The sequence below is a fragment of the Algoriphagus limi genome, assembly GCF_024919275.1.
Lineage (GTDB): Bacteria > Bacteroidota > Bacteroidia > Cytophagales > Cyclobacteriaceae > Algoriphagus > Algoriphagus limi.
On record NZ_JANWGH010000001.1, the window covers coordinates 1,640,549 to 1,658,766 of the forward strand.

At 37.1% G+C, this 18,218-nt stretch carries 15 protein-coding genes and 1 pseudogene; 5 read left to right on the forward strand and 11 right to left on the reverse strand.

Going from position 1 to position 18,218, the window contains the following annotated elements:
• The first annotated feature begins 219 nt into the window (after positions 1 to 219).
• On the forward strand, positions 220 to 1,338 hold the full coding sequence (locus NY014_RS07080; protein WP_259413861.1) for a helix-turn-helix domain-containing protein: 1,119 nt from the start codon (positions 220 to 222) through the stop codon (positions 1,336 to 1,338).
• 123 nt (positions 1,339 to 1,461) lie between these two features.
• On the forward strand, positions 1,462 to 2,634 hold the full coding sequence (locus NY014_RS07085) for an alpha/beta hydrolase family protein (protein WP_259413862.1): 1,173 nt from the start codon (positions 1,462 to 1,464) through the stop codon (positions 2,632 to 2,634).
• 417 nt (positions 2,635 to 3,051) lie between these two features.
• On the opposite strand, the gene NY014_RS07090 is transcribed toward NY014_RS07085, so the two are convergent.
• From NY014_RS07090 to NY014_RS07105, 4 genes are all read right to left on the reverse strand, one after another.
• Positions 3,052 to 4,455 (reverse strand): dipeptidase, encoded by a 1,404-nt coding sequence (locus tag NY014_RS07090; protein ID WP_259413863.1) that lies wholly within the window; start codon positions 4,453 to 4,455, stop codon positions 3,052 to 3,054.
• 12 nt (positions 4,456 to 4,467) lie between these two features.
• On the reverse strand, positions 4,468 to 5,640 hold the full coding sequence (locus NY014_RS07095) for a fatty acid desaturase family protein (RefSeq protein ID WP_259413864.1): 1,173 nt from the start codon (positions 5,638 to 5,640) through the stop codon (positions 4,468 to 4,470).
• A 45-nt stretch (positions 5,641 to 5,685) separates the two neighbouring features.
• Positions 5,686 to 6,474 (reverse strand): sterol desaturase family protein, encoded by a 789-nt coding sequence (locus tag NY014_RS07100; protein WP_259413865.1) that lies wholly within the window; start codon positions 6,472 to 6,474, stop codon positions 5,686 to 5,688.
• A 249-nt stretch (positions 6,475 to 6,723) separates the two neighbouring features.
• Entirely contained in the window at positions 6,724 to 7,848 is a 1,125-nt protein-coding gene (locus NY014_RS07105) for a hypothetical protein (RefSeq protein WP_259413866.1), read from the reverse strand.
• 568 nt (positions 7,849 to 8,416) lie between these two features.
• On the opposite strand from NY014_RS07105, the gene NY014_RS07110 reads away from it, so the two are divergent.
• Complete coding sequence (locus tag NY014_RS07110) at positions 8,417 to 8,893, forward strand: hypothetical protein (protein WP_259413867.1); 477 nt, start codon at positions 8,417 to 8,419, stop codon at positions 8,891 to 8,893.
• Positions 8,894 to 8,942: 49 nt separating this feature from the next.
• On the opposite strand, the gene NY014_RS07115 is transcribed toward NY014_RS07110, so the two are convergent.
• Complete coding sequence (locus tag NY014_RS07115) at positions 8,943 to 9,437, reverse strand: YybH family protein (RefSeq protein ID WP_259413868.1); 495 nt, start codon at positions 9,435 to 9,437, stop codon at positions 8,943 to 8,945.
• A gap of 533 nt (positions 9,438 to 9,970) precedes the next feature.
• Between NY014_RS07115 and NY014_RS16390 the strand changes: the two are divergent.
• Positions 9,971 to 10,261 (forward strand): annotated as a pseudogene (locus NY014_RS16390) (hypothetical protein); the annotation flags it as partial.
• Between the two features lie 214 nt (positions 10,262 to 10,475).
• Here the strand turns inward: NY014_RS16390 and NY014_RS07120 are convergent.
• Together NY014_RS07120 and NY014_RS07125 are read right to left on the reverse strand one after the other, a co-directional pair.
• Positions 10,476 to 12,044, reverse strand: coding sequence for an L-serine ammonia-lyase, iron-sulfur-dependent, subunit alpha (locus NY014_RS07120; RefSeq protein WP_259413870.1), 1,569 nt, complete (start codon positions 12,042 to 12,044; stop codon positions 10,476 to 10,478).
• 148 nt (positions 12,045 to 12,192) lie between these two features.
• Complete coding sequence (locus tag NY014_RS07125) at positions 12,193 to 12,510, reverse strand: MotA/TolQ/ExbB proton channel family protein (RefSeq protein WP_259413871.1); 318 nt, start codon at positions 12,508 to 12,510, stop codon at positions 12,193 to 12,195.
• 150 nt (positions 12,511 to 12,660) lie between these two features.
• Here NY014_RS07125 and NY014_RS07130 point away from each other — a divergent pair, with 150 nt between their 5' ends.
• Positions 12,661 to 13,362 carry a LytR/AlgR family response regulator transcription factor gene (locus tag NY014_RS07130; RefSeq protein ID WP_259413872.1) on the forward strand — a complete coding sequence of 234 codons (702 nt, stop codon included), beginning with the start codon at positions 12,661 to 12,663 and terminating at the stop codon, positions 13,360 to 13,362.
• A 5-nt stretch (positions 13,363 to 13,367) separates the two neighbouring features.
• Here NY014_RS07130 and NY014_RS07135 read toward each other — a convergent pair whose 3' ends face one another.
• The 4 genes from NY014_RS07135 to NY014_RS07150 all read right to left on the reverse strand — a co-directional run bounded on the left by NY014_RS07135 (position 13,368) and on the right by NY014_RS07150 (position 17,982).
• Positions 13,368 to 15,818: a poly(ethylene terephthalate) hydrolase family protein gene (locus NY014_RS07135; RefSeq protein ID WP_259413873.1), complete on the reverse strand. Its 2,451-nt coding sequence runs from the start codon at positions 15,816 to 15,818 to the stop codon at positions 13,368 to 13,370.
• Positions 15,819 to 16,022: 204 nt separating this feature from the next.
• The gene (locus NY014_RS07140; RefSeq protein ID WP_135073941.1) at positions 16,023 to 16,235 is read right to left on the reverse strand and encodes a hypothetical protein; all 213 of its coding nucleotides are present in this window, start codon (positions 16,233 to 16,235) and stop codon (positions 16,023 to 16,025) included.
• Between the two features lie 167 nt (positions 16,236 to 16,402).
• Positions 16,403 to 17,362 (reverse strand): DUF6695 family protein, encoded by a 960-nt coding sequence (locus NY014_RS07145; RefSeq protein ID WP_259413874.1) that lies wholly within the window; start codon positions 17,360 to 17,362, stop codon positions 16,403 to 16,405.
• A 29-nt stretch (positions 17,363 to 17,391) separates the two neighbouring features.
• On the reverse strand, positions 17,392 to 17,982 hold the full coding sequence (locus NY014_RS07150) for a sterol desaturase family protein (RefSeq protein WP_259413875.1): 591 nt from the start codon (positions 17,980 to 17,982) through the stop codon (positions 17,392 to 17,394).
• Positions 17,983 to 18,218: the final 236 nt, after the last annotated feature.

Below are 18,218 nucleotides of genomic sequence, written 5' to 3' on the forward strand. Positions count from 1 at the left end.
TAAAAAAGAGGTCAGAGATGACCTCTTTTTTTGTTTTTTACCCCTCTCCTTTTCGAGGAAATCAGGTTTTTGAGGTTGCAACATTTTTTTCATTTGAAGAAATTTGAATTTAACATTCTTATTTCCCAATCCAACAATATGGAATTCAATCCAAAAACATCTCTTTAATTAATCTTTAAAGGAGTTTTTCTTATTTTATTGCTTAAAATTTTCAGTTAAATGCAGGAAATTCTTGCCATAGGATTTTTTCAGGGATTGATTTTAAGTTCCCTTCTGTTTCTTAAATCCCGTCAAAACAAGAATTTCACTTGGTTGATGGGATTGTTTGTGTTGCTAATTTCTGCATTTATTGCTGGTCCACTATTGAATCAATGGATAGGTGAACCATGGGGATCTTTTCTAGTAGACCCTTTATTTCTTTTAATTGGCCCCTCCTTCTACGGATATATTTTATTACTCTCAAGACCAGAAAAAGAAAAAAGTCTAAAATTTCACACGATACCATTCTTTCTTTATTTACCACTCTTAGCCTTTTTTGCCTCAAAAGTTTATAAGACACAAGCAGACCCTCAATCACTTAAACTAATCTATAGTTCAGGGTTTGCAGTTGGATTGGGAATTATCAAGTTCGCTCATTTATTGATTTATGTTGGTTTAAGTTTTTGGGAACTGAGAAACCATCAAGACCGAATCCAAAAAATATTTTCTAATCTCAAGGGAAAGGACCTTCTTTGGGTAAAGTATATTCTGATTTCTTTTTTAGCTCTTAGCTTGATTTCTTTGGGTTTTTATCTTTTTGCACTACAAAATCCCAATTGGCAGAATGAGATCACTTTTTTCAATTTGGTCTTACTTTCCGTTTTTTTAATCTCCCTAACTTTTTATTCTTTTCATCAGAAGAGCATTTTCGACTTTAGGTTCAAGTCTAAAGAAATACAATTCTCTTTCGCTTCGGAAAAAGAAAATCCAAAGTATGAGAAAAGCGGATTAAAAGAACATGAAGTAACCAAAATCAATCAAAAGATTGATCAATGGATTCAAAATAAGGGATATCTTGATCCCGAAGTAAACTTAGGCGTTATGGCTGATGCCATTGGAGTTTCACCTTATCGCATTTCAGAAGTACTTGGAAAATACCGAAAAACCTCATTTTACGACCTGATCAATTCTCATCGAATCCGCGAAATTCAGCAAGCCCTTTCAGATCCCAACTATGCACATTTAAGCATTTTGGGGATTGCTTTTGAGTTTGGCTTCAATGCCAAGTCTACTTTTAATACGGCCTTTAAAAAATTTACCGGCATGAGTCCTTCTGAGTTTAAAAGATCAAATAACTGATTTTCAATACCCTAAGAATCCTGAACCTCACCACTTTAAAAAAAAAGGTTCGGACTAATTGGGATGAGCATTGATCCTGTGGATGATCCAGAGTTTTGCGACATCAAATCAAACAAAAAAACTATGTCAGCAAAATCAACATTCAAAAACAAAGCATTTTCAATTTCAGGAGCCCTTGTACTACTAGTGTTTAGTCTAAGTATAATGGCTTTTAAATCTGCCAAAATCCCCGCCCCAACAGGAGACTATTCAGTGGGCTCTGTTGAACTGGAGCTCCAAGATGCAAATCGAGGAGGTAGGAAACTAAAGGTCATTCTTTTCTATCCCGCAGCGGAAATTCATCAAGAGATTATTCCTTATCATCCCTATCCGGATTCTCTGGAAAAGGATCTTAATTCCCTCTATGGAATTCCCAAAATCCTGATCAAAAAACTCAGTCGATCCAGTATCCCATCTAAAAACTTGGCTCAAGCTCAGGAAATCGCTGAGGGATTTCCCCTGCTTTTATTTTCACATGGCTACAACGGAAGTCGCTTTCAAAATAGTTTTCTTCTACCTGATCTGGCTTCTCACGGCTATGTGGTAGTGAGTATCGAACATACGGGTTCGGCGGCAGGAACTGTCTTTGAAGATTTAAGAACAGGAGGATTGACTCCATTTGATTCAGTGACCCATAAAGAACCATACAGTGATAGGGAAATCCTCAAGTGGAGCGATGATCAGATTTTTGTTCTAGACCAATTGTCAGAAATGGTCTCAGCCCAACAAATGCCAGTGGAGCTGAGCATAAATTTAAAGAAAGTTGGTGTCTTTGGTCATTCCTTTGGTGGAGCTACTTCTGCTAATTCTATGATTAGGGATAAACGATTTTTAGCCGGAATCAATCTAGATGGATTTTATTTTGGAAAAGGTCATTTAAAGGGATTCAACCAGCCCTTTATGGAAATAAGAGCAGATAATCCCGCTGCAGAAACCATGAGTGAAAAAGACCTGGAGGAATGGAAAATGACCCGAGAAGAATATCATGACTTTTTATTCATAGAATGGAAATCAAGGTTGAGAGGACTAGCAAGAGGTGGTTATGAAAGCTATATAATCCGCAGATCCAATCACATGAGTTTTTCAGATTTTTCACTTATGTTCCCATTAGGTTTTTTAACTGCACCAAATAGAGAAAAACATCATGAAGTCACTCGGCAATTAGTCAGATACTTTTTTGATTTCCACCTAAAAGGAGAAGAGAAAAAACAAGTTGACTCAAAATTGAAATCTCTAGTCCTTACCCAGTCTGAATAATGAAGACCATTTCATTCTCTCCAAATGTTTTAAATAGATTGAAAATCAATCTGATTTAGATAATCTTCAACTTCCTTCAATCTTAGAGGAAGTAGACTTCGGTTGCAACTTTCGTTGATAGGGGGAGCCAAATCAAAAAAGAGGTCAAATTGACCTCTTTTTTTGTTATTATCCCTTCTAGAACTTTTAAATCAGGTTGATAGAGTTGCAACTTCAAGTTTGGTGATTTCATAAATCATTACTTAAAGTGTTTCTGATAAATTACACTCATTTGATCAAATTGGTCATAATCTTTTTTCAATTCGAAACTGTTCCTCGAACCATCAAGAGAACTATAAAAACCCATTCTTGAACTTCCTAACAGAAATATTTCAATTTTAAAAGGATAGTATTCACTGAGGAAGCAAAAAATAATTTTTAAAAATTCTTGTAAAGAAATTCCACTGTATTGGTAAAAAAGAATCGTTCAACGATTTCCTCTGCTGTTATGGAATAATTTTCTTTGATTGACATGTTCCCCTTTTTCAAATAGTTATCTGCAAGTAGTAGCAATTCCTTGGACAATGGCTCCAGACCTTCTGCAGTCAATAAACCAGGAAAAGGGTAAATACTTCCATCGAAATCAGTACCCAAACAGGTGTTCCCCCAAGCAAACAATCCATTTCTATCACAAACTTCAGCAAAATGCTTCAATTGATTCCAAATAAGTGAAGCGGAAATTTGGAGATTTTTGTTCTTATTTTTTGTCTTGAATAAACGGTTCAGTTTACCTATTTCTACATGGATATTTAAATCCATTTGAAAAGCAAAAAGCCCTCCTGACTGTACCAATTTGATAATTTCCTCATCATAAAAATTCAATTCGGTCTGATTAAAAATATTGACAATTGAAGAAGATGCTTCCTTATACTGAAATGTCCCGCCAACCAAGGCTCCATGGCTTATGATTAAAGGAATGGATTCATTAGGGTATTCTTCTGCCAACAATCGATAATAGTCCATTCGCGTGTTCAAACTCATGTGTTTGAGATCAATCAATATCCTTCGACCATTGCTTTTGCTCAATAATTCACGAACCACTTCTCTACCTAAATTAGTCAACCCAATACCAAGATTTTTCTCTTGATTGACCAAGTTGCCCAATCTTTGGAGGCTTCTAGCGTGTCCGCATAGGTCATTATTGAAGTTATGGGCTAGTCCAATAAAAAAGGGAGGGAACTCCCAATTTTTCACTTTCTTGATATTAGCGATTACTTCATCTTTGTCCACTCTCCGACCATAGTCTTCTAATCCGGTATTGAAAACATGTGCCCCTTCTATCGTAAAGATCACACCAATTTCATTATCCGTTTTCAGGTTAACTTTCAAACCATCAATATCCTTAAGGGGCTTCCAACTAGTTTGGATCCCGTCAATTCTGTTCATCTTCTTTGAATTGATAAAAAATTGATATTCATTTTGAAGATCCTCAAAGTAATTGGTGTGTTTTTGAATATACCTAACCCGCTCATATCCTATTTCTATTCCCCAATTGGCCATTCGGGCGGCCATGACATCCAATACATAGGGATTATGGAAAAAACCCTTTTCAAAGGGATAAAGGGAAACAAGAGCTAATTTCCCATTAGCTCTCGACATTGTACTTAAATCTGATTGCGAAAACTTGGTAATACCTGTTCTCTCATAAATTTTTCGAGTAAAAAAGTCTTGCTCTTTGGTATACCAAATATCTGCTTTTGGATGATTTTGATTTGTAAATGAATGTCCAAATGCTTTTAGATTCGGATGGCAATGAAGGTCGGTATATTTGAAACCTGCCATGGATTTAGAGGATTACATATTCTGTTCCCATATACTCTCATCAGCACTATTACTTTTAATTAGTGCATAATGGTCACGGAAAGCTTTCCAAATAGAAATTGACTTATATGCTAATCCGTTTTCAATACAAAAATTTTTGATTTCCTCTGTTACTTCTTTAGCATAGAGATAACTGATTTTTGGAAATAAGTGATGAGCAACATGAAAATTAAAATTGGCCATTATATACCTGGTAAACCAGTTTTCCTCCACCAGGTCATTGGTAGTATAAAGCTGATGTCTTAGCCAGCTATTCGATAAGGTATGGTTCTCCTCTACTAAAGGAAATTGGTTGTTGATATTGACATGAGGCGGTAAAAGAACAAAAAGGCCAAAAACCCCAGCGACAAAGAACATCAGTATTCCTGCTATTATCACTTCCAAAACAGAGAATTGCGTTAGATAAATGGGTAAAAGGAAAATGTACCCGACAAATAAAAGTTTAAAAATAAACAGCTTCACATATTCAATAGGCGGTATGGGCCCAAATTTCCCCTTACCTAAAATATGCTTAATAAAATCACGAAAATCACGAACCAAAAACCAGTTTAGCAGAAAAAATGGATACAAAACAATTATATAATGCTGGTATTTAGTAAGCCATTTACCTTTTTCATTCGGGTGAACTTTCAAAAATTTACTTTTTTCAATATCACTATCCCAACCCGCAACATTCGGATAATTATGGTGGAAAATCACATGCCTCTTTTGCCATATAAAACTATTTGCACCTAAAACATCAAAAATAAGCATGTATAGATGGTTATAGTGTTTTTTAGAAAAAAGATTTTCATGGCAAACTTCATGAATTAGGTTCAAAAAAATAACAACCACCATTAACCCCATTAAAGAGTAGCACAATAAGAAAGTCAGATAATTGTCCGTAGATAAAGCAAATAAATAAAAACTCAAGTAGAGCATTGGGAAGAAGAAAGCTTTAAAAATTAATTCGTTCTCTCTCTTTTTTAATACTTTCATTCTTGCAAAAACCTTGGACTTTAAGTCTGCAGCCAAATTCTTATCCTTAATATTTGAATCATATACGGGATATCTTGCTATTGATTTGTTAGAATTCTGCATAATTTCATATTTAGGAAGGAAATGAACGTCTATAACCTTTGATACTTCCAAATCTTTTTTACCCAAAGAGTTTTAACCTTTCTTTATGTGAAATAATAGAAAGTACCGAATCTAATTTTCTCGTAAAATTCTTTCTACTTTAAAAGGAGTTTTGAAATCATCTAACTCCTGTTTTTCAACTTGATCAAAAATTTTCCATTTTTCTGACCCGGGAGGACCAAAAAGAAAATGAATTTTCGATTTGAAATTTGAAATCTTTGATAGGTTCCTAACTATATCAATATATTCATGTAAGATGATTTTCGCTGGATTTTTTGTGTGAATATTATGCGTAATACCGTAAATCGGTTTTTCAACTTCTGGTTGATATGTACCAAAAATGTGATCGAAAAGAATCAATATTCCTCCCATATTTTTATCCAAATAATGAGGGTTGCTACCATGATGAACCCTATGGTTAGAAGGCGTATTGAAAATTAAATCTAAAAAGCCAAGTTTCCCGATTCGCTCAGTATGTACAAGAATATTCCAAATCGTAGAGATTGATTCATTAAGTAAAATCATCCATGGTGGAATTCCGAATAAACATAAAGGAGCCCAAAAAAGAAATCGGTAAAAAGTATGGATAAAATTGACACGAAATCCTACGGAAACATTGTAATACAATGAGGAATGATGAGTAACATGGGCAGCCCAAAATATTCTGGATTTGTGTCCTAGTAAATGAAATAAATACATAATAAAATCACAAGACAAAAAGCCTAAAACCCATAACCAGACAGATAATTCAGGCTTAAAGAAGGCAAATTCATATACCCCGCTGTAGAGACCAAAAGCAACTCCTTTCATAAATAATCCCACTGTTAGAATACACATTCCAACAACAAAATTTGCCAACATATCCTTCACCTCATTTTCGAAATGACTCTTCTTCCAGGTGAGGTACAATTCAACCATGAAAATCATTATCATCACGGTCGCTCCAATAGAATCGATATTGACCATAAAAGCTTCTTACATAGATTAAAAGACTGATATATATAAAGTTATAGAAAAAAATCTCACTAAATTCAAAATTTTAGCTTCAGATTATTGAGTTTTTCTAAAAATTCGACTCTGAGTTTTTTACTTAAAAAACTGAACATTCATTTACAAAATGGGATGCCTTTCAAACTTTTTATTTTCATCAAACAAAAACCGGTAGGTCACTAATGTTCTGAAATGCTTCCCTCCCAAATTTTTGGAAATATTCAGCATTTTCGGATTGAAATCTCCTTGCCAATAAAGTTCAAGTTTTTTGTAGGAAGTCTGAGATTTGATGACTTGCTCTGCTTCTACGATCATATAATAATCGAGTCCCATTCCCTGAAACTCGGGAACTACTCCAAAGGCCAAGCCTATAAAATTCTGGTTTTTAGCAAATCTTTTAATTAGATAAAATTTCAGCTTTGAAAAAAACCCAAATTTGCCATGAAGGTACTTGATCATTTGATTGATATCGGGAAGATTGACCCACATAACTATAGGTTCATCTTTATAGTAGACAAACCAAATCAATCTCTCATCCATAACAGGCTTGATTGATTTAAAAAGTTTTAAAGCCTGTTGGGGAGTTATATCCTTATTTCCTTGATGTTGAGCCCAAGCTTTATTGTAAACAATACTCAGATCATTAGCATATTTTTCCAAGTTGTTTTTTTTGATATGCAGTGCCTTAAAATCTGAGTCCACTGAATATTTTTTATAGGCTTCATAAAATTTGGGAGCCAATTGATGACTTTCTCCAGATACTGAGAGACTCCAGCATATTTGATTATAAAAATTTTTAAACCCGTAAGACTCAAACAATTTTTTATAATAAGGTGGATTAAAGTTCATATTGTAAATCGGAGGATGAAACCCTTCTACCAACAAGCCCCACCATTTATCTCTATCACCAAGGTTTATGGGGCCATCCATCGCCTCCATTCCTCTTTCCTTCAACCAAGCTTTGGCTGTATCAAATAACAATCGTGCAGTATCTTGATCATCAACACAATCAAAAAAACCAAAACCTCCAACTTTTATATCATCCCCTTTATTTATATATCTCTTATTTACAAAGGCTGCAATCCTACCTATAAGTTTTCCTTGACTAGTTTTTATAACCCATCGGATGGCCTCAGATCTTTCTAAAAGTTTATTTTTCTTTTTATCAAAAACTGAAAGAACATCCTTATCCAAAGGCTGTATCCAATTTGGATATGACTTGTTGATTAAGTTATGAACCTTCAAAAAATCGCGTTCTAATTTTCTCGAGTTAACTTCAATAACTTCCATAGAGCGAAATTTATAGCAAAAATTATCACTGTTATTTCTTAAAAAAAAGAGTTCGATTCAAAATTTATTGCAAGAAAATTCTTAAAGAAAATCTTTAGATTAGAAAACCTCTGAATTTAATTTTTAATCAAAAAATCCTAGTTCTCAAGATTTTCAAAATGATGATATCATCTAAAACTTTTCCCAAAAAAGTAGAGTAGCAAATTTTAACTAAAAAGACCAGATCAATTTCTAGGTCTTAATCTTATTAAGAATAAGCATCATGAATCCTATCAATTTCTTCAAACCTTATCTTGACTTATCGTCATTTTACTACTTGTAATTATCTAATCAAACTCACGAAAAACATAGTCCCAGCTGCAGCTATTGTCAACAGGGGGAGCTTAAGAAAAAAGCCTCTAGAATTTAATTCTAGGGGCTTTTTGTTTTTCAAGCTAATTCTTCGATTTTGCTCTCTGATTTTCCATTAGTAAAACTCACTCACTTATCCCTTTTCAAAAACAATTTTAATCGTATCCCAACAATGAAAAAATCTATTTTCCTTGCCCTTTCTTTATTTGGCTTATTTGCATTTACAGCTCAAGCTCAGGAATTAAGTCAAAATGCATCTTCCGGAGAATTCAAAGTCATAACAGTCGTTGAATCCATCGTTCCTATGGGAATTGGACGATCTCGAATCATCGACAGTCAAACCGAAGTAGATGCTTCGATTTTTACGACCGAACGGACAGATGGAAAAAAGAGTAATCAAAAGGAAATCAGCCGTTCGGATATCAAGGTAGATGAACTGGAGGAAACCAAGCTTTTAAACTTCTTCAGTGCAACGGGTATTAACTTTCAAAATATCGCTTCCAACGATGCGGTCATCGCTTCTAAAATCAACAGCATGTTGGCTCAAGGCTGGGAACTCAAGTATGTGACCTCTGGAGTGGAAAGTGATGGGGGTGCAGAAGACGGTCAGGGAATCTTTATTACCCGCTTGTTTTTCTACCGTAAATAATTTCTCAAAAGCACATTAAAAAAGAGGTCTTATTGGACCTCTTTTTTTCTTAATCTTCCAGGACCAAACCTGATGACACATCTAGATGAATTTTCCATCTGCCATCGACCTTATCTTTTTTCATAATCACTAAAAAAGTGTAATCAAGCGCAATATTTTCTCCTTCTGAATTGGTGTAAAACAAGGTACTAGTACCATAATCATAAGCTACGGAATCGCTTACGACAACTGTCCTTTTTGGTCGCATTTGGATACTGTCGATGCTAAATTGACCACTAGGATTCCGCATTAATTGAAGATATTCTTGCCAATCCTCAGTTCCTGGATTCACTCCAATCATATCACTAGTAGTAAACTGACTTAATTCGGAATATCTTTTTTCCTTAAAGGCAAGGAGAAATTGAGCTCTGCTTCTTTCAATAGCCTCCAACTCAGCTTCTACATCAAATGAAGGAATTTGAGCGTCATTAATTTGCTCATCATTTGGCTCTTCCCCACAGGAAAATGCAATAACACCCATGAGGATAATTAAAACTCTTTTCATGATTTTGGATTTTAGTAATTTTAGACAAAAAGATTTTTTAGCATCAAAGAATAAGTTGTTGATCTTCATAATGATGTATTCAACAATTGAAAATAATCAAGAATAGGTATAAGGTGTAAAAATTCCTGGTTTTTTCTCCCCTCAAACAAGTTTCGCCCAGCCCCTACTTCAATAAGAAAACATTTTCGACCTCAAAAAGACCCCCAACTACCTTCTCGTTGTAAAAGATGAGGATGGCTTTGGACTTTATCGCATCTTCAATTCTGTACTTTTGATAGCTGAATAGGTTTCGGGTTTTGATCAGTTATTGAAATTGGTATTCTTTGATTAAAGGATTGTCGAGAGTTAAGTTTTCTTTTCTTTGACAGATTCCTTTTCGCCACAAAATCCTCAAAAAGAAAATGCGATGGAGCAAATACAAACAGAAAGCCTGGGAAACCTGAAGGACTTCAAAAAATGTAAAAAAGATCTTCAGATGGAGCGGACTAGGGCGGCATTTGAGCGGCTTCAGCTAGCATGGACGAACCTCACTCACTATCCTGGCAATTGGAATCGGTGCTTATGAGTTTTTCTTCAACCGACTCGAATCAGGTAAAAAAGCTCTTTTTGAGGAATTTACAGGAAGAGAAATGGCCTTGATTCTTTTTTTAGTTGCCATTATCGTGATGATCCTGTCTCTCATACAGCATCGCCAAAGTATGGCTCAGCTTAAAAAGAGCTATTCAGCCAGCCGATACTCCATTGCTTCTTTTCTTTCCGTTCTGATATTGTTTTTAGGATTATTTCTTCTTGGAATGCTCATTTGGAAATCATTTTTACTCTAGCTCACCATTAAGAATCTAAGCCCAAAACATCGGGATTCTAATTAATTTTCCTTAAAGCCACTTTTAGTCCCTCTTCTAAGGACTCGGATTGAAGAAATGAACCTATTGTTTCCTTTAGCTTACCCCTATCTGGAACAAGTTTATTCAATTGCTCCATTTCCTTCAGATTCATATGAGGGCTAGTTCAGTTTGACTTCTTTTCCTTTTTACCTCTTTAGCAACTCTTAAAAAACTGCTTTTGAACCAGTCTTTGCTCGATTTCCTTGGCGGTTTTGGTAATGGATAAACCTCCCAAATTGGTACATCGAAGGGTATTGGGAATGCTTTTTCCCACTTCATACATGGTTTCAATCACCTCATCCAGAGGGATAAGCGCATCATAATCCGCTAAGGCCATATTAGCACAGGAAAGGGAATTGGATGCTGCCATCACATTTCGGTTTAGACATGGAGCCTCTACCCGATTCCCGATTGGATCACAAATCATTCCGAGGGAACTTTGCAAAGCCATAGAAGCTGCGGATAAACTTTGATTCAAATTTCCACCTCCCAAATAAACCAAGGAAGCGGCAGCCATGGTCGCTCCCGATCCACATTCTGCCTGACATCCGCCAACTTCAGCAGCGAAAGTTGAATGTGAAGCAATAAACACCCCGATCAATCCTGCGATCAACAAGGCCTTGACCGTTTCTTCTTCAGAAAGTCCCAAAGAATCTGCCACTCCCAAAACTGCCCCAGGCATCGCTCCGCAGGATCCTGCTGTTGGTGCTGCGACAATCACGCCCATAGAGCTCTTCACCTCCATGATGGCCGAAACATACATGATAATTCGATTGAGCACATCCCCGTCCACCAATCGCTTTTCCTCCATCATAGACTTAAACTTGACAGATTGAGGACCCAAAATCCGATCCTCGAATTGAGTGCCTTTCAAGCCAGTTTCCACGGCATTCTTCAAGATCAGCCGAATCTCCTCCATTTTAGCGAAGACTTCCTCTTCGGAAAAATCCCCTCGCATGCTTTCATACCTAGCTGCCAGTTGCCAAAGGGATAGATTCTTATCCTGATTATAGGCCAGCATTTCCTCCACGGTAATAAATGGAACCTGAGTGTTTTTAGAAGAAAGAACAGGTAAAACCGGGCGAATCTCCTTGATCATTTTTACTCCCTCGATTTGGGCCAATTCTTCTTTCAGAATTGAATCGATAGGAGCCTGAGCTGTCAAAAGAACCATTTTTGAATTCCCTGAAAGCAGCTCCAAACTGTCCCAATCACCAGCTTGCTCCAGATAGTTCATCACCTGAATTGGCAGATCCGTATAGACCAAAGTCATGAATCGGTCGCCTGCCAAGGACACGTTGGCCCCATCGATCTCGACTAGCTCGATCATACCTCCTCCAGTAGAAATTGCTACCAAGCGATGCGACTCCCAAGGATTGGAAAGGGTGATCTGGTAAGCATTGGGATGCTTGTTTTCCAATTCTACAATTCGAATAGTATAAGCTATCCCTGCTCCCTTTAGATGGATTTCCGAATCTACTAAGCGTTCATCATAAGCTTCCCAACCTAAAAACCCACCAAAGAGTCCCATATCTGAGCCTTGGTCTTTATGGGTTGTTGCCAAAGATCCATCGGGATCAAAATCAATTTCAATCTTTGAAATTTTCCCATCCATCAAATCATGACAAATCCTCCCAATTCGTAGGGAAGCTGCACAATGGGAACTTGAAGGACCTCTCATCACCGGCCCGACCACATCATTAAAAATACTTGGGTAACTCATGGATTTTGAATTGGTGGTAATCCATTGAATTTAAGAAAAAAACAATTGGATTTAATTTTTGGATCAACCCAATTTAATGCACTATCAAAGATGGTATTCCTTAGAAATAAAAAAGGCCTTCAGACTAAATTCTGAAGGCCAATTTGATTTAAACAAAACGAGGTTTTTGAATCACCCGAATCACCAAGGAAACCATAAAGATGAGCAATCCAAAAATCGTGGAAATGGTACTATACTTTAATCCTCCTGCGATCATGGCTTGGTTGATATTTCCTCCAAAGGATTCTATTCCTTCAAACATCCCATATAGCCCGATCACTTGACCGAGAATTCCGGTTGCCAAAGCAAAGATCCCCAGTTCCTTGGTCCATTCTGGAAATTTAAAGGCCGATACTACTACTGCGATCAGTTGGAGAGTCAAAATACTCATGATAATGGGCCCTCCTGCAAAGAATAAATCAATCATAATTTTTTGGTTTTGGTACAGACCAAAATTACTTTGAATAGCCTCCAAAAGGTAAGTAATAAACCCGGCTAGGCAAGTCAAAAACAGGATTTGAGTAATTCGGGATTCGGCAAAAACCGCTTCTCCGATCTATTTTACCTATTTTTAGCCATGTCCAAATTGATACGACTCGAAATCGCCTTTTGGCTGCTGACTGCTTTTCTGATGGGACTCCTCGTGCAAGATGCCTTTTCCAGTTCCCAGGGAAGTTGGCTTGCAGGCTGCCTATTATTGATCCCAACCTTGACCTTGCAAAAAGGAATTGCTTGGGCGTTGAACTTTTCAGGATTGAAACGAATTGTCCGACTTTTCTTAGTTGGGGTTTCATCCCTTTATTTGGCTTATCTAGCCATTGCTTTTGTGTATTGGTATTTCTTGGGATTCAACTCCAACTATTTTGAAAAATCCATCATCAACCCCATTCTCTTGTGGGTCATTATGGGATTTTTTACCGGATTGTATTTTTTCTTTTTTCGAAAAAAGGCAGAATCCAACACTACTCCCGAAACCATCAGCTTTTACAGTAATCGAAAGTTGGTTTCTCTGAAAGCCGAAGAAATAGTATTCATCGAAAGCCTAGGCGAATACACTTCCGTCCAATTAAAAAATGGCCAATCCTTGAAAAATGGCGTAAAAATCAGCGAATGGACCAATCGTCTACCAAAGTTCCAGAGAGTACATCGATCCTTTTTAATCAATCCTGATTTTGCGATTTACAAGGGACAGGAAATCGAACTGAATGGGGAGTTCACCATTCCCATTTCCCGATCCTATAAGGAATTGACGCGAGAATATTTCCTGAAGGAATCTTAATAAGCCTATTCAAAGGATAGGCTCTCCAAATTCTTCATAATCCCCACTTTATCCAGCACTATCACTCCCTCTTCTGATTGGTCGAAAATGAATCGGATTTGATACAAATTCTTGGGCTGAAAAGCTGGGTTTAGTGATTTCAGTTTTTGAAGGTCAAATTGATACAATTGGAAAACACTTTCTGTCTCGTCCTTATCATCCAAAAACTGAATTTTCATCACTCTGGACTTGATAAGCCTTTGCAAAGGAGAAAACTCACTTAACATAAAAGTTACACGTTCACCTTGTTGATCGGTCAATTCTATGGTGAAATCAATCGGAGAAAGAGGCTTTTCTGCTTCACCCTCCTTTTCTTCTTCTATATTTTCTGATTCTACGACTTGCTCCTCGTCAACCTCGTTTTCTCCTATTGATTCATTCTCAAGTTCCTCTTCATTGGATTCATTCTTTTTGACCCATTTCCCCCTGCTTTTGGGATTGGAGCTTTCGTTGGATTCTGCCAAGGAGAAAATCAAAACCGAACTCGAATCCGGCCTAGAGTTATTCTCTCCCAGACTTATGATATAGCTCGCCCTAACCGAATCCGGTAATTGGGGTTTGGGGCTTGATTCCCATTCCACAGAATCTCCTCCAAATTCCTTGTAATTCCAACCAAGGAAAACAGCTCTTGTTCCTTTCAAACCATATTTTGGAATGATTTCCCCTTCTCTCCACACGGTTAGATTTTCGCCCTTCGCATTCCCTTCTTCAGTTAAACTGACCACATCAAAATCCTCGTCAAAATCAGCCCAAAACTGACTGTTGGAATCTTCAAACTGACTGAGATAGATTGTTTCAGGAAGCCAGTTTCTCCCTTTTCTAGCATCTGCAAAAAGTGGTAAATAATCTCTTTTCTTGAGTAAGGTAGTTTCTAAAAATGCGCTGATATACACTTTGGCAATTTGCTCCTGATCAGCCGCATCCATCAGTTGGTTTTTATTTAAAATTCCTGAAAATGTGGCCAGCACATCATTATCTCCCCAACTGGTGTTGAACTGACCATGATTAGCTCCGGCGATATAGATTCCTGCCTTAAAATGATACGCGGAATCTGTAAATGAAATTCGTTCAAATTGCTTTGCCGCATCAAAAGATTCCACATCTGAATCCTGAGCCCCATGTATCCCCAAATAGCTAACATTTTCAATTTTGGTTAGGCTATTTCCAGGCTTATACTGTCCATCCACAGGAGCTATAGCAATGACAGACTGAATATCAAAATGGTAACCCAAAGGAATGCTCGCATCATCGGGATAAAAGTCTAGTTGGTTAAGCATAGCTGCATGACCAACTGCCTCACCCCCTCTGGAATGACCAATCAAGGCCAGTTTATCCATGGCGATTTGACCAGAGAGTTCATGCTGCGGGTCTTCATTCCATGCCTTCCATTGCTTAAGATGCTCCAATAGTAACCAAGCTCTTGCATCATTTTCCTTTTCCAATCCATCAGGAATATCTGACCAAGATCCATTAATAAAATTCTCATCAACCGACACCAATATTATTCCTCTAGAAGCTAAAAGTTCTCCCAGATAAGCATACCCGGGATCCGAAAAATCCTGCATGGGATGATTTCCGTGCACGATCAAAACCAACGGAAAAGGTCCTTTACCTTTAGGCTTCCAAACCCGTCCATTTATGGGCAACTCCCGATAATCAAATCCCCAAAAATAGCTTCTATACTTCCCGGAAAGCCCTTCCCAATGATCTAAAAATGCGGTGCCATCGACAGAAGGGGTTACGTACCGAACACCTTCAGCATATTCCTCTCTTCGAATATCTTTTCCTGAGCCATAGGTGAAATAATCCACTTCATAGTTTCCATTATTTCCCGGAGAATCTCCCTTCAAAGGTTCAATTTTATCCTCAACGAGTTTTGCAGCATTGATCAGGGGTCTGATATCCAAACCTCGGATGGATAGAAAATAAAGAAATGCAACTAAGCCAACGATTCCTAAGCCAAAGCCCAAAACAGCGACTACCTTCTTTGGCATTTTCAAATGCTTAAAATGTCCCTTTTTAAACAAGGGAAATCCTGCTCCCAACAATGAAAAAACCACAACCAAATACAGGACAATTCGCTCGTCTTGCATACGGACAATAAAGAGCAGAGGTATGGCTAAGAACAAGGCAATTTTGTAGGATCTTGGTATTTCATAAAACTGCTTAACCAGCCAAACACTTAAATAAGATCCTAAGAGAGAAATTAGAATAATACCTGCTCCCAAGGCCAAAATCCAAGGATCCTTGAAATTGATAGTCGTTCCTAATACCTCGATTACAAAAAAGATAACTGAACCGATAATCAATCCGATAGCTGCCCCTTTTACAGATAAAAGTCCGGGTTTGATTTTTTGAAGTTGCTTTCCGATCCAAGATTTTAATCGTAAAAAATAGCTTTTCAGGGATTGCTTCATAAAAAAAGGAATTAAAAGAAAATGCTTGAAATAAAGGAAATTAGAAAACCTCTATCTCAAGTAGGGTAATTTTTTAAGTAATTCCAATTTGCCTAAGAATTCCTGAAAATAAATCACCTTACAGAGGGTATTCTTGAATTGACATTATAAATAAAAAATCTCTCTTTATACATATTAGAGTATAACACTATCCACCAAAAGTAATCAACTCATTCCATGTTCCTTCAACTCCTCTTTCAGAAGTGTTTTGAGACTTTCGAGGTAGTCTGCCAAAACCTCCTGATCGATTTTTGGATTCTTCTCGGATGGAATTGTGATAGGATTTTCATTCAGCTTTTTGTAAAGCTCTGGGAAGTTGTTTTCAATATTTGTAGTCAATTGCATTATTTCCCTCAAAAGGCTTTGAATAGTTCTCATGGCATTAAAATTTTAGATTTTCCTCATTTTCCACTGCTAATCACAAAATGGTCATTTTGGATTGATCAAAACTAGGCAGATTCTTCAAGGATTCTTCTGATAATTATCACCTAATCAGCTGATTTGGGTATTCCATTGGTTTCGCTTATTCCTTTTGAATTAATAGTTTACGAGATCCTTTGGAATACAAGCCTGTTTCCATTCTGAATCAAACTCACCTGACTACAATGAGATAAATGGGTGAATTCGTATGGTTGTTCCGGATCAAAAACATCATCGGTAATGGATTTGAATTCCCCTGTACATTCCTCCACTCCTTCAGGAGAAAAACGAGTTATTCGAAAGCACTCCTCTCCCTTTTCCAAGCAAAACCAAGAACCGGCAACTTCACCGGCTAACCATTGACTTTGTATTGGGATATTTTTCGGTTTTGGAGGTTCAGGTAGCGTTCCATGTACCGTTTCCCAGGTGTAAGCTGTTATGCTGTGATACTTTCCTACTGGAATTTTTTCTCCTTCAGAACTGACAACCAATTTATTTTTCAACAAATCCACATTTGTAATTGGCATAGGTTTTAAATGCCATAGGTAATTCAATAAGACTTGCTTCAAACCCGAAAGATTTGGACTTCCTGCAAGAATTCCAGAACGAACAAAGCGACAACAATTAGTTCCATCAATTGTAAATGGCCCAAAAGGAATTGATCCCCGGCTTTGCATTTCCTTTACTTTTTCGAATGCTCTATCAAAATTGATTTCACAATAGGATGCCATCAAAGGTCCCATTCCAAAAGTCCAGGGGTTATCTTGAATCTCTTGGAGGATTTCTTGAAAATTTTGAATGTTACCTTTTTCCCAAATAGCTTTTGTGCGAATCGACAACACCGAGTCGGTGGATTCATCCCGAATCCTTCCATATTGATACGGAGCATGGTAGCGACCACAATCAAAATACCTACAAATCCCCTCCTCTTTTTGAAATAAAACCAAAGAAGCATGACCCACTTGGTAATGAAAGTCTTTGTTAAAGCCAAGAAAAGTCATAGGCTTATCATACCAAGTCCCGGTCTGCTTTCCTACAAATTCAGGCCAAGCAATAGCGATAGCAACTCCATTTTGAACACTCATTAGATCAATTTTTGGTTAGCGCTTAACAATCACGGTAAAGTCCTGAATACCCAATCCCAAAAGGGAGTGGTAACCCCGTAGGCTTTATTCTCATTTACATGGTGATGAATATGATGATTTCTCCAAAGTACTTTCAAGCTGTTTTTTGGAGGTTTCCGAGTATGGATCCAATAATGAACAAGTAGATATAATGCATAGCCTGAAATGAATCCAGGAAAAAACCCATAGGCCAAGGAGCCGATTAGGAACTTGAATAGGAAAAACACTACTAAAGAAACTCCTAATGCCAAAGGCATGGGTAGGGTAAGGCGTTCGCGATCGGAAGGAATATCATGATGGATACCATGAAGTTTTGACTGCCAATTTTTCCCCTCTCTATAATTACCAGCATGAAAAACATAGCGATGAATCAAATATTCAAAAAATGAGAAGGCAAATAGCCCAGCAAATACCAAAAGGATTTGAAGGCCTAGTGGCACCAATCGAAAATAAACTCCATAAAGAAATATGATCAGTGCCAATCCGAATAAAGAAGCTATAACCGCAATCGCATTGGATCTGGAAAATCGCTCCAAAAAAGGATTTTCAAATAGTTGTTTACTTGAATTTGCTGCCTTCATAGTGATCGGGGGAAAGACATCATCCTTTAGGAAATTTAAAACTACTTTTTGAAAAGATTCAAATAGAGAAATAAAATTTTTTCAATATCACCAATTGCAAAATTTGATAACAGAAAACCCAAAAACACTCTAATCTCAATACTTCCCGACAAACCTCATCCCATTCACTGACTTTCCTCATGATTTTTTTAAGGGTTATGCCGTATCATCGTTCATTCAAATAATCAAAACCCAGA

Excerpts from the sequence above, each read along its gene's own strand:
- NY014_RS07080 (WP_259413861.1), top strand. The coding sequence starts at position 220 with ATGCAGGAAATTCTTGCCATAGGATTTTTTCAGGGATTGATTTTAAGT.
- NY014_RS07085 (WP_259413862.1), top strand. The coding sequence starts at position 1,462 with ATGTCAGCAAAATCAACATTCAAAAACAAAGCATTTTCAATTTCAGGA.
- NY014_RS07090 (WP_259413863.1), bottom strand. The coding sequence starts at position 4,455 with ATGGCAGGTTTCAAATATACCGACCTTCATTGCCATCCGAATCTAAAA.
- NY014_RS07100 (WP_259413865.1), bottom strand. The coding sequence starts at position 6,474 with ATGTTGGCAAATTTTGTTGTTGGAATGTGTATTCTAACAGTGGGATTA.
- NY014_RS07110 (WP_259413867.1), top strand. The coding sequence starts at position 8,417 with ATGAAAAAATCTATTTTCCTTGCCCTTTCTTTATTTGGCTTATTTGCA.
- NY014_RS07115 (WP_259413868.1), bottom strand. The coding sequence starts at position 9,437 with ATGAAAAGAGTTTTAATTATCCTCATGGGTGTTATTGCATTTTCCTGT.
- NY014_RS07120 (WP_259413870.1), bottom strand. The coding sequence starts at position 12,044 with ATGAGTTACCCAAGTATTTTTAATGATGTGGTCGGGCCGGTGATGAGA.
- NY014_RS07125 (WP_259413871.1), bottom strand. The coding sequence starts at position 12,510 with ATGATTGATTTATTCTTTGCAGGAGGGCCCATTATCATGAGTATTTTG.
- NY014_RS07130 (WP_259413872.1), top strand. The coding sequence starts at position 12,661 with ATGTCCAAATTGATACGACTCGAAATCGCCTTTTGGCTGCTGACTGCT.
- NY014_RS07135 (WP_259413873.1), bottom strand. The coding sequence starts at position 15,818 with ATGAAGCAATCCCTGAAAAGCTATTTTTTACGATTAAAATCTTGGATC.
- NY014_RS07140 (WP_135073941.1), bottom strand. The coding sequence starts at position 16,235 with ATGAGAACTATTCAAAGCCTTTTGAGGGAAATAATGCAATTGACTACA.
- NY014_RS07145 (WP_259413874.1), bottom strand. The coding sequence starts at position 17,362 with ATGAGTGTTCAAAATGGAGTTGCTATCGCTATTGCTTGGCCTGAATTT.
- NY014_RS07150 (WP_259413875.1), bottom strand. The coding sequence starts at position 17,982 with ATGAAGGCAGCAAATTCAAGTAAACAACTATTTGAAAATCCTTTTTTG.